Below are 11,142 nucleotides of genomic sequence, written 5' to 3'. Positions count from 1 at the left end.
TGAGCTGACCATTAACGGCACAAAACTGATGTAGTCATTCCTTCAAAAAAACACTTGACAATGTCTGGTCGTGGGGTAAAATATGCTGTTGATTTTGTAGATCTCATGGCTGGATCTACGATCTTCATTTCATTGCTTGAATCTCGGAGGGCTCCCCATATAAACAGAGAACGGGCTAGGTTTTCCTGAGTTCTTTTTAGCAGTTCCAACAAAACCCCTAAACCAAAAGGTGCGTTATGGACTTTAGCGAGCTCAAAGGTAAGACTATACCTCAACTTTACGCGGTATCAAAAGATCTGGGTGTGTCTGGATACGCCGGCCTACGCAAGCAAGAGCTAATTTTCAGAATAATACAGGCCCAGGCTGAGGCAAATGGCCTCATTTTCGGCGAGGGTGTTCTGGAAGTTCTTGAGGATGGGTATGGGTTCCTGCGGTCTCCAGACTACAGCTATCTCCCGGGACCTGATGACATATATGTGAGCCCATCGCAGATAAAAAAGTTCGACTTGAAGACCGGAGATATGGTCTCCGGACAGATAAGACCCCCAAAAAACAGTGAGAGATTCTTTGCACTCCTGAAGGTTGAGGCGGTCAACCATGAGAACCCACTGGTTGCCAAGGAGAGGATACTGTTTGACAACCTGACTCCTCTATATCCCACAGAGCGCGTTCATCTGGAAACAAAAAATGAGGACCTGGATATGCGCGTAGTCGACCTTCTGACTCCGGTTGGGAAGGGGCAGAGGGGGCTGATAGTTTCTCCTCCCAGGGCAGGAAAGACGATCCTTCTCCAGAAGATTGCCAACAGCATCACAGAGAACCATCCAGAGATAGATCTCGTTATTCTCCTGATTGATGAGCGGCCTGAAGAAGTGACTGATATGGAGAGGAATGTCAAGGGTGAGGTCGTTTCATCCACTTTCGATGAACCTGCCGAGCGCCATGTCCAGGTGGCGAAAATGGTTCTTGAAAAGTCGCGGCGTGCGGTCGAACAGAAAAGAGATGTGGTCATTCTTCTCGATTCGATAACCCGTCTTGCCAGAGCCCACAATGTGGTGATACCCCACAGCGGGAAGACACTGTCCGGGGGCGTGGACAGCAATGCTCTTCAGAAGCCCAAGAGATTCTTTGGAGCCGCAAGAAATATCGAAAGTGGCGGCAGTCTCACCATTCTCGCTACAGCTCTCATTGAGACCGGCTCCAGAATGGACGATGTGATATTCGAAGAGTTCAAGGGAACTGGAAATATGGAACTCGTTCTCGACAGAAAGCTCGCCGACAGGAGGGTATTTCCCGCAATTGACCTGAACAAATCAGGCACCAGGAAGGAAGAGCTACTACTTACTGAGGATGAGCTCAACCGTGTTTGGATACTCAGGAAGTTCCTCAACGAGATGAACCCACTAGAAGGGATGGAATTCCTGATCAATAAGATGCATGAGACCAAAAGCAATAAGGTTTTCTTGAAGGCAATGAGCGTCTGATAGAGGAGAAAGGATGCCATGAAGGACAAGATACATCCAGAATACTTTGATACCACAATAACATGTGCGTGCGGAAATGTTATCGAGACCCGTTCCACAGTCAAAGACCTCCGAGTGGAGATATGTTCTGCCTGCCATCCCTTTTTCACCGGCAAGCAAAAGTTTGTGGACACTGCTGGAAGAGTTGAGAAGTTCATGAAGAAGTATGGCAAGAAAGAAGTAACAGAGGAAGGTTCTAAAGAAGAGTGAACAGGCTTCTTTTGACCTTCATCTGCATTTCATTTGCACTTCTTCTGTGCTGTTCCCCATACAGTGACGTTTTGAGAATGGTTGAGCGTGGCGACTATTCGATGGCGCACGCTGGAAAGTACCCGCAGAAGAGCAGTATGCTTTACTCACCTTCAGACTATGATAGACAAATAGTTGCCCAGAGAAAGAGAATTGAGAAGCATTCACAAATCATGAACGAAGTCTGTGTGCATCTGTACCCCAAAGAGAAGAGCGGGGCAAGCTTTGTCAATTTCGAGTACAAAGGCGCCTCGGTCAACGAGGAGTCGGGCGAACTTGTACTCTGGTACATGGGTCTAATCAAAAGACACAGAATAAACGCTGGATACAGGGCACAGTGGGTATACAATTTGAAGAAAGCGTATTTGGGAAAGGTCCATCTTTCTATTGTTCCTCTGGAGTGACGCCTGGCCCCAAGACATGAGCAGTAGCCTCGGCGTTTGCCACTCCATCTTTGATCGAGGAGAGTGGTTCTGAGCTGTTCTCCCTTTATAGGTTCAAAAATGATCAGGGTCTCACCTTTGCGGGCGTGATTCAAAAAATTGTATGTATAAGCCTCTTTGTTTCTCTTGGTGTCACCTGCTATGCTGCGTTTGAGGATATACCTGTGGGCGCCAGGGCGCATGCCATGGGCAATGCTACGAGCGCACTGTTGGACGCTTTCAGTTTGTGCACCAATCCATCAACTCTGGGCCTGAACAGTGGAGTCTCTGTGGCCACATTTGCTACAGAACTATTTGGTGAACCCGACCTGACATTCGTTTGTGGTGAGGTTAACATTGGCCGTTTTGGCGCTTACGCGAGTAGCTTCGGGAACAAGGTGTACAGAGAATCGATTCTGGGTCTGGGCTGTGGTTTCTACATGCATGGTATGTCGTTCGGAGTTTCAGCAAAGGGGATGGCGCTTTCCATAATGGGTTATGGGTCGGATGCCACATTTGGATTGGATGCAGGTGTTCTTGGTGTCGTCGATGAGAGGCTTACCATTTCGGCTACGGGCAAAAACATTAACCTTCCGGCTCTAGGGTCTTCTGGCGAAGAACTCCCGACAGTCATCAAGGTTGGGAGCGCAATGTTTCTGGCGGACAGGTTTGTACTCTGTATTGATGTTAGCAAGGAGGGTAGAGCGGGATTGAATCTTTCGCTGGGGCAGGAGCTTGTCATTTATCCTCATTTTTCTGTTCGTTCCGGTCTTTCTACAGACCCCTCGATATTTTCTGCCGGGTTTGGTTTGATTCTAGCTCGATTATCAGTAGACTATTCTGTGAGGATGCACCATCCATTGGGATTGACCCACGGGTTGACTCTGGGCTATGGAATTGATAGGAGGTGAACCAGATGAAGGAAAAAAAACTGAGTTCAAAAACAGTGTACAGTGGCAGGGTATTCGACGTACTGGTTGATGAGGTAGAACTGCCCTCCGGAAGGAAGACGAGCAGAGAAGTAGTGAGACACAATGGTGCCGTGGGGCTCGTGCCGTTGTTGGACGACGGAAGGATAGTTCTTGAAGAACAGTATAGATATCCGGCTGAAGAAATCCTGATTGAGATACCAGCGGGGAGGCTTGAAGAAGGTGAGGATCCAGATGACACAGCCAGGCGCGAACTCCTTGAGGAGACCGGGTATCTTGCGGATACGATGGAGAGAGTGCTCACATTCTTCACTACTCCAGGGTACACCTCGGAGAAACTGTACCTCTACATCGCCAGAGGGCTGAGAAAGACAGAAAGCAAGCCCGACTTTGATGAGAACATCCGTTTGATGGAGATCTCTGTACAGGAAGCTTTGGGTCTCATTAAAAAGGGCAAGATAAAGGATGGAAAGACTATTGTCGCGTTACTCTATTGTAAAGAACTTGTCTCTTGTGACTAGGTTTGGCGTCCTGGCCCTTTCCTTTTTGATATGGTCACCGTGCGGTGGTCAGACCGAGCTGGAAGAGACATTTGAAGCTACATCGGATGTGAAAGAGTCACCTGAATTATTTGAAAGACTTGAGGAATTGAGAGCGAATCCTTTGGATCTGAACAGGGCGACACATGAAGAACTAATAGAAATCCCGTGGATAACTCCCACAATGGCGAAAAACATTGTTGAATACAGGAAAAAGGAAACCTTGTTTAAGGATGTGTCCGAGCTCATCCATGTGAAAGGTTTTTCGGCGTTGGTGATCGAAAAAGTCCTGCCTTACCTGAGTGTGCGAAAGGTCAGGACTCCGATAACGAGGCGTTATCAAGTCAGAAACAGGGTAGCAGATGAGCATCCAAAAGAGGATCTCCATCTCGGAAGCTCCAGGCGGATATACAACAGGGCGATTGTGGATATTGCTGAGAAAATCTCGATCTCCGCTTTGGCTGAGAAGGATCCGTATGAGGAAAAGTTTCTGGACTTTTTCAGTTTCTGCGGACAAGTTAAAGACTTGGGCCCCTTCGCCTCTTCAGTCTTTGGAGACTACTCCCTCGATTTTGGGGAGGGACTTGTCTTCAGTCCATCGAGGTTCATAATAAAGGGCTCCGGAATTACCAAGGGCTCAGAGAGGGGCTTAGTACCAAACAGGTCGACGGTCGAGGCGGGTCTGCTTCGAGGTGGTGCCACAACATTCAGGTTCAAGAATTTTGTTATCCACGGATTTGTATCAGATGCAAAGCTGGATGCGTCCATCAACGAAGAGGGCCTGGTAAGAAGCATATACAATGATGGGCTTCACAGGACAGAGAACGAAGTTGGAAAAATCGATAGGCTGAGAGAGACTATATTCGGAGGAAGAGCTCGGTTTTCAACCAGTTGGTTTCGGTTGGGAATGAGTGGCTACTCTGGCAGGTACGAACCTGCGATCGCTGAGAGGACAACCAACTACTACACATTTTCAGGCCAATCCTTTGGAGTTGTTGGAGCCGATTTTGAGGTTGGGCTCGGCTTTACTGAGTTTTTCGGCGAATTTGCGAAGTCTGTATCGTTGGGCGAGGGTTATGTTGTTGGTCTTTCGTACAAGGAGAAGAGGGTAAATGCCGGTCTTCTCCTCAGACACTACGATGAGGATTTCTACAGCCCACATTCAGCTGGTTTCAGTGACTCTGATGATGATAACGAAGAGGGTGGGTACCTGGAGGTTGGCTACAAGCTGGGCAAGCGAACAAAGATCTCAGGGTATATGGATCTTTTCAGAAAGCTCGGCCCAAGCTATGGGAGTGTGTACAGTTCCAGTGGAAGAGACTTCAGACTACAAATCGAACACAAGGTGCACAAAAGGCTGAAGTTCAAAGGGCGCGTGTATATGAAGGGGAGAGATAAATCTGCCTATGGTGAAGAAGCCTTTTTCAAGGATAGGAGGGGGTTCAGACTCCAAGGGGAATTCAAGGCTTCAAAGAAGGCGACCCTGATAGCAAGGTTTGAAACTGTCAGAGCGCATCTTGAAGAGGAGTCGACTGTAGATGCAGGTTCGCTCCTGTACTGGGAAGTTGTTCTCAAACCGGTGGCTACGGTCAGCTTGAAAGGGAGAGTTTCTGTCTTTGACACGGATTCCTGGGATGCGAGGCTTTACCAGTATGAGAGTGATCTGCCCGGGGTGATGAGGAATGTGGTAGTGAACGGCACAGGTGCGATGGGCTACGGCTTGGCTGGCTTTCGTCCAGTCAATTGGCTCAAAGTTACAGGAAAAGTGTCCTGGAAAAGAAAGGATGGGGAAGAGGAGTGGAATGTTGCAGGACAGACCGACATCAAGTTCCAGATGCCGAAACAATAAAGATCTGGACGATTCCTGAGTCCGGCTGCATACTGTTGGGGGAGTTATTGTGAAAAGGGCGCTGATAATTGCTGGTATTGTTGCTCTAGTGTTGGGTGCCTTGCTTCCCCTGGCATACAGGAAGGGAATAGCTATCCTGTTCGGTCCCCACATAGACATATTGGCTGTTCCTTTTGAGAAGACCCTGAAATCCGATTCGGCTGTATTCCCTAAGGAGGATACTGTGAGCTATGCTGGTCTCTCCTTTGTCGTGCCCGCAGGGGCGACCGTCGTGCCGGTAGCACATTCTGGCGAGCATGCTCTTTGTAGCCTCAAATGGGACTCGATTTTCGTTCTTGTTGTAATCAATAGCGACAGCACAATGGTTTCGCATCATTCCCGCATCACTGAAAAGTGGTTGAATGCAAAATGGAGTCCTGTGCGTCTCTTTGGGAAGGCTATGATTCTCCAAGGGCCTTTCAAGGAACTTGCTCATATTCGTACACCTTTCATGGAGGGTTATGGGTGGGAAAAGACAGGCGAAGAAGACTGGCGCTATCAGTACGAGCTAACTGATGGAAAGGCAATGGTCACACTACTTGTCAAGGTCAAGCAGGATTCAAGCGCTGTGAAGAGCATTGAAAATGTGGTAGCATCGATTCGGCGCATCCCAGAAGAGCAGCAGCCGTAACCCCGGGCTATGCAGTCCTGCCTGCGGGTGAACACTTCACATCGCAAATTGTCGAAGATCCTGATTACAGGAGGCCCAACCCTCTCAGAGCCAAGCAAAACCTGTCATTGCGATGCTCGCGAAGCGAGCAGAAGCAATCTCGTTGTTGTTGATGTCTTGGAGATTGCCGCGTCGGCCTTCACAGAGTGAAGGCCTCCTCGCAATGACACTTTGGCTTGTTGCTCTGGTCCGGTGGCGTGCTTATTTTGGGATGAGTGAATTTCGAAGGTGTAGGGGTGGGCTGACGGGAATTTCCAAGGTGTAGGGAGGGGATTGGGTGGAATTTCGAAGGAGTAGTGGGAAGCTGGGGGAATTTCGAGGGTGCGGTGGGTAGGGGAGTGATGGTGGGGTCTTTTTCGGAAAAGTCTTGACTTGGGGATGGGAGTCGTTCTAAAATTCGTGTTCGCGGGTGCGGAGAAAGGAGGAACAATTGGCTGAAACAGAAATTGGCCGTGTCAGTGACTATTTTGCGAAGATTGGCGTTGCCGGTATTGAGATTGCTTCTGGAGAGCTGAAAGTTGGCGACACAATCCACATTGTCGGACACACCACGGACCTTACTCTGAAGATTGATTCAATGCAGATCGAGCATGAACAAGTGGAGGTTGTGAAGGCCGGCGACTCAATCGGGATCAAGGTTGATGACCGGTGTAGAGGTGGGGACAAGATTTTTCTGGTGACCGATTAACATTGATCGATTCATACCGATTTGGTGAAGTCGTGGTCGTTGGAGAGAAACATACGAGCGACATACTCATTTTGCAGGATGGGTCTGTCAGGAGTTGGTGGCGACGTGAGGGGCATGTGTTGAACGTAGAAGACCTCAAGGAAGTTTTGAGAGAAGGCCCTGAGGTTCTTGTCGTTGGCACAGGTGCCTCGGGATTAATGTCGGTTCCACAGGCCACCCGTAACCACGTAAGCTCGCTGGGAGTTGAGCTGATTGTTGATAAGACGGAATCTGTGTGTAACAAGTACAACCGTCTTCTTGGAGAGAAGAAGGTTGCAGCAGCACTCCACCTGACCTGTTAGGGTAATACCCCATGATACTGACTATCCTCGCAGCAGCAGTAGCACTCTCACTATCTGTATTGATCCACGAATTTGGCCATTTTCTGGTGGGCAAACTTCTTGGGGCGAGAGTACTGAAGTTTTCTATTGGCCTCGGCCCCAAGATGTTCGCCATAACAAGAAACAACACCGAATACTGTCTCTCATGGATCCCATTCGGTGGATATGTGAAGTTCGCGGGGATGGAAGAAAGCGAAGGTATTGATAATTCCTTCGTTGATATGGGCATCTGGAAGCGAAGCCTGATAATGGTTTCTGGGCCTTTGTTCAATCTGCTCTTTGCGTTCCTGATATTCTGTGCAGTCATTTATACTTTTGGCATCGGTGTCATAAAGACAACAACTGTTGGAAAGGTTTATCCAGACTCGCCAGCAGCAACAGCAGGCATTGTCATTGGTGATAGTGTGATTTCAGTATCAGGGGAGGCGGTGGCGCACTGGGGTGATATTGAGAAAGCAGTTCAGGAGTCAAAAGGCCGCCCTCTTGAGCTACGCGTAATGAGACAGGGCAAGAAGTATCTTCTCAGGGCAGCGCCTGTATACAATGATACATTTGGCGGATGGGCGTTGGGTCTGGAGCCAGCCATAGGGACGGAAGTGGGCGATGTGATGAAGGAAGGCCCGGCATACAGAGCGGGCCTCAGGCCGGGAGACATCCTGACTTCAGTCGACGGAAAGTATGTTAGTAGGTGGGACGAGATGGTAGTTGCAATCCACGCTAGCCCTGGGAAAAAGATTGTAATTGAGTGGCTTAGAGAAGGCCAGGAGATGAGTGCTGAGGTTGTGCCCAAGTCTCAGATTATTGCTTCAGGGAACAAGGCGGAAAAGGTTGGCCTTATCGGGATTCTCATGCCTTTCGGAAGACAGAGAATGTCGCTCGTGGGTTCCATTGTGGAGGGGTCGTTCAGAACGTGGTTCACTCTCAAGAGAATTGCTCTTTTTGTGTTTGACTTGTTCACACGGAGAGTCTCCCCAAGTCTGATAGGAGGACCTGCAGCAATCGCTCAACTTGCTGGTGAGTCGTTGAGATGGGGCCCTGAATTCTTCTTCAACTTTTTCGGTTTTCTCTCGGTGAATCTCTTCATACTGAATCTTTTTCCGCTTCCGCCTCTTGACGGTGGACAGCTTGTTTTTCTCGCGTTCGAGAGAGTGAGGAGAAAGCCTCTTTCAAAAGTTTCCAGGCTCATCTTTGCTCAGGTAGGTTTTATTCTCCTTGTTATGGCCATGATATATGTGACCTTCAATGATTTGATGAGGTGGAGTGCTCGCTAAAGGAGGGTGGGGATGGGGAAGGCAGTAGTAGTCACAGACGAGAACTTCGAAGAAGAGGTGCTCAGGTCGAATCTGCCGGTCATGGTAGATTTCTGGGCTCCTTGGTGCAGTCCTTGTAAGGCAATTGCTCCTTTGATTGATGAACTGGCTTCCGAGTACGGCGGCAGACTGAAGGTGGCCAAGGCTGACGTCCAAGAGAGCCAGATGGCAGCTACAAGACACAGGATTACCAGCATTCCAGCCATCCTTTTGTTCAAGGATGGAAGAGTTGTTGATGAGGTGATAGGCACAGTGGCAGTTGATGAGTTGAGGGCAAGAGTCGATCTGGCGCTAGGCCTGACTCCATAAGAGATCTTCGGGGAAAATGTGTGAGGGCACTTGAGAGGAGACTGAAAGAGATTGCCATCAGGGCTATTGGTGGTCTCTCCTCGGGCTATAAGCTAGACTTCAGAGACATAAACATAGACTCCGTCAAAAGGATACTACTCGTCAAGCAGCATGATCAGCTTGGCGACCTTCTTTTGTTTAGTCCGGTTTTACCCGCGGTCAGGAATAGGTTCCCGAATGCATATATAGCTGTCTGCACCCGCGGCTACACAAAGGATGTCGTGCTCGAAGATCCTCTGGTAGATGATGTCCTTGTCATCCACAGGAGATTAGGCAACTGGCGCGTAAGAGATCTGGCATGTGCTGCGCGCTGCCTGGTTCTTGGATTTGACCTTGCAATTGTGTTCAATACCATATCACATTCTTTCACCAGTGATATGGTCACCCTCCTGGGCAGGGCAAGATACAGAATCGGTCCGACAGAACCCACCTTTCCTCGCGTCAAAAAGAACGCGTTCTACAATATTGAAGTCTCTATTCCCCGAGAAAGAATGCAAATGTCCGAAATGTATCTCTCAATTGCAGAACCCCTGGGGGTCTCGATCGGGGAAGTGAAAGAACGGATGTATGTCGGCCGCGAGTGGGAAGATGAGGCAGCCAGTGCCTTAGAGAGCTGGGGCGTTAAGAGAGATGATAAGCTCTTCGCGATTCATCCCGGTGGTGCACGTGATTATGCCAGGTGGCCTCTGGAGAGGTATTCAGAGCTGGGGGACAGGCTCTCCTTGCTTCCAAATGCAAGAATTGTCATGATTGTGGGAAGAGGAGAGAGCTGGGGAGAAGATGTTGCAAGGCAGATGAAAGCAGAACCGATCATCTGTAAAGCCACGAAGCTAAAGCTTCTTGCGGCCATATTCAAGCATGTCCAGGTTTATGTGGGTAACGATACGGGTCTTTTCCATGTTGCTGCCTCAGTGGGGACAAAAGCTGTAGGAATTTATGGAAAGACAAACCCGGATGTTTGGAAGCCAAAGGGTTCTCATGTGATTGCAGTCAGGTCAGGAGACATGGATGTGAACTCAATCAAGGTTGAGGAAGTCTACTCTGCGGTCATGGGTTTGCTCCAGTGAAGATCGGGATAATAAGACTCAGTTCTCTTGGAGACGTTGTTCTGGCAACCGCCGTTCTGAAAGTTCTCAGGCAGACCTACCCTCGCTCTGAAATTGTGTTCATTGTCAGGTCTCAATATGCGGGTGTTCTCAAGAACAACTCCTATCTGAGCAGGGTTATTGAGTGGAAGGAGGGCGAGAGTTTCAAGGCCCTGGCCTTTGGGTTGAGAAAAGAGGACTTCGATGTTCTTATTGACCTTCACTCGAATGCGAGGTCGCGGTCACTTACTGTTCTTTCTGGCGCGAAAAGAGTTATAACGTACAAGAAGAACCATGTTTCCAGAAGGCTTGCTTTGCTTAGAAAAAGCAAACCTCCAGGGTTGCACGTGGTGGATAGGTATCTTGATGCAGTAAAACTGATGGGAGTTGATACTTCTGGCGCCGCGCCTGCTATGCGCCCGGATGTTGACGATATTGTGTGGGCTGACGGATTCTTGTTGGAAAATGACTACTCTGGGGGCTTGGTTGTGGGCATAGCGCCCGGTGCGAGGAGAAAGACAAAAATGTGGCCGGCTCAGAAGTTTGCAGAAATCGCCAATGAACTCATCTCAAGTAAGAATTTATCGGTGGTGATGGTCGGGGATGAAGCTGACGCTGAGGTGGGCAATAAAGTGCTGGAGGGGAGCGCGCAGGTGATAAACGCAATTGGACAGACAGACATCGGAAGACTTTCTGCCCTTCTTTCGAGATGTGATGCGGTCGTCTCAAACGATTCTGCCCCTGCCCACATTGCAGCTGCAGTAAGAACTCGAGCAGCTATCATTTTTGGCCCGACCATTGAAGAGTTCGGGTTTGCGCCATACGGAGGAGGGGGCATAGCAATCTCGAGGGACCTGTATTGCAGGCCTTGCAGTCTTCATGGGACTGTCAGGTGTCCTGAGGGCCACTTCAGATGTATGGAGGAAATCGGGTCAGAAGAGGTCTTTGAGGCTGTGGAAAAGATCTTGGAAGAGGCGCCAAACTTCTAACTGCAAACTACGAATTACTGAAGCCCAACCAACGATTTGGGGTCAGACCCCATGCGGTGACCGTCGAATTCCTGTAACCACAGATTATCACACCCTCCTTCGCCCTTCGTGGCTTCGGAGGG

13 protein-coding genes are annotated in these 11,142 nt (G+C 49.2%); all 13 read left to right on the top strand.

All coding sequences use genetic code 11. The features are described from left to right. The first annotated feature begins 236 nt into the window (after positions 1 to 236). Complete coding sequence (locus E3J62_12740; GenBank protein TET43676.1) at positions 237 to 1,484, top strand: transcription termination factor Rho; 1,248 nt, start codon at positions 237 to 239, stop codon at positions 1,482 to 1,484. A gap of 18 nt (positions 1,485 to 1,502) precedes the next feature. Beyond that, complete coding sequence (gene rpmE, locus E3J62_12735) at positions 1,503 to 1,733, top strand: 50S ribosomal protein L31 (protein TET43675.1); 231 nt, start codon at positions 1,503 to 1,505, stop codon at positions 1,731 to 1,733. Continuing rightward, the gene (locus tag E3J62_12730; protein ID TET43674.1) at positions 1,730 to 2,176 is read left to right on the top strand and encodes a hypothetical protein; all 447 of its coding nucleotides are present in this window, start codon (positions 1,730 to 1,732) and stop codon (positions 2,174 to 2,176) included. The genes rpmE and E3J62_12730 overlap by 4 nt, the downstream gene beginning before the upstream one ends. A 125-nt stretch (positions 2,177 to 2,301) precedes the next feature. Then, a complete protein-coding gene (locus E3J62_12725) occupies positions 2,302 to 3,105 on the top strand; it encodes a hypothetical protein (protein ID TET43673.1) in 804 nt (267 codons plus the stop codon). Continuing rightward, positions 3,102 to 3,644, top strand: a complete 543-nt coding sequence (locus tag E3J62_12720) for an NUDIX hydrolase (protein TET43672.1) — start codon at positions 3,102 to 3,104, stop codon at positions 3,642 to 3,644. Before E3J62_12725 ends, E3J62_12720 begins: the two co-directional genes overlap by 4 nt. Further along, positions 3,589 to 5,511 (top strand): helix-hairpin-helix domain-containing protein, encoded by a 1,923-nt coding sequence (locus E3J62_12715; GenBank protein TET43671.1) that lies wholly within the window; start codon positions 3,589 to 3,591, stop codon positions 5,509 to 5,511. Before E3J62_12720 ends, E3J62_12715 begins: the two co-directional genes overlap by 56 nt. Before the next feature lie 49 nt (positions 5,512 to 5,560). Continuing rightward, positions 5,561 to 6,181: a hypothetical protein gene (locus E3J62_12710; protein ID TET43670.1), complete on the top strand. Its 621-nt coding sequence runs from the start codon at positions 5,561 to 5,563 to the stop codon at positions 6,179 to 6,181. Positions 6,182 to 6,650: 469 nt separating this feature from the next. Further along, positions 6,651 to 6,908 carry a translation elongation factor-like protein gene (locus tag E3J62_12705; GenBank protein TET43669.1) on the top strand — a complete coding sequence of 86 codons (258 nt, stop codon included), beginning with the start codon at positions 6,651 to 6,653 and terminating at the stop codon, positions 6,906 to 6,908. Positions 6,909 to 6,910: 2 nt separating this feature from the next. Continuing rightward, positions 6,911 to 7,249 (top strand): hypothetical protein, encoded by a 339-nt coding sequence (locus tag E3J62_12700; GenBank protein ID TET43668.1) that lies wholly within the window; start codon positions 6,911 to 6,913, stop codon positions 7,247 to 7,249. Positions 7,250 to 7,260: 11 nt separating this feature from the next. Continuing rightward, positions 7,261 to 8,559: an RIP metalloprotease RseP gene (gene rseP / locus E3J62_12695; GenBank protein TET43667.1), complete on the top strand. Its 1,299-nt coding sequence runs from the start codon at positions 7,261 to 7,263 to the stop codon at positions 8,557 to 8,559. Between the two features lie 12 nt (positions 8,560 to 8,571). Continuing rightward, the gene (gene trxA / locus E3J62_12690) at positions 8,572 to 8,907 is read left to right on the top strand and encodes a thioredoxin (GenBank protein ID TET43666.1); all 336 of its coding nucleotides are present in this window, start codon (positions 8,572 to 8,574) and stop codon (positions 8,905 to 8,907) included. Between the two features lie 20 nt (positions 8,908 to 8,927). Continuing rightward, complete coding sequence (locus tag E3J62_12685; GenBank protein TET43665.1) at positions 8,928 to 10,013, top strand: lipopolysaccharide heptosyltransferase family protein; 1,086 nt, start codon at positions 8,928 to 8,930, stop codon at positions 10,011 to 10,013. Then, positions 10,010 to 11,020, top strand: coding sequence for a glycosyltransferase family 9 protein (locus tag E3J62_12680; GenBank protein TET43664.1), 1,011 nt, complete (start codon positions 10,010 to 10,012; stop codon positions 11,018 to 11,020). The genes E3J62_12685 and E3J62_12680 overlap by 4 nt, the downstream gene beginning before the upstream one ends. Positions 11,021 to 11,142: the final 122 nt, after the last annotated feature.

This window comes from candidate division TA06 bacterium (assembly GCA_004376575.1).
In the GTDB taxonomy this organism is placed as follows: Bacteria; Hydrothermota; DG-26; order E44-bin18; family E44-bin18; genus E44-bin18.
This window is presented reverse-complemented; position numbering and strand designations above follow the sequence as displayed.

Excerpts from the sequence above, each read along its gene's own strand:
- E3J62_12740 (TET43676.1), top strand. The coding sequence starts at position 237 with ATGGACTTTAGCGAGCTCAAAGGTAAGACTATACCTCAACTTTACGCG.
- rpmE (TET43675.1), top strand. The coding sequence starts at position 1,503 with ATGAAGGACAAGATACATCCAGAATACTTTGATACCACAATAACATGT.
- E3J62_12715 (TET43671.1), top strand. The coding sequence starts at position 3,589 with ATGGAAAGACTATTGTCGCGTTACTCTATTGTAAAGAACTTGTCTCTT.
- rseP (TET43667.1), top strand. The coding sequence starts at position 7,261 with ATGATACTGACTATCCTCGCAGCAGCAGTAGCACTCTCACTATCTGTA.
- trxA (TET43666.1), top strand. The coding sequence starts at position 8,572 with ATGGGGAAGGCAGTAGTAGTCACAGACGAGAACTTCGAAGAAGAGGTG.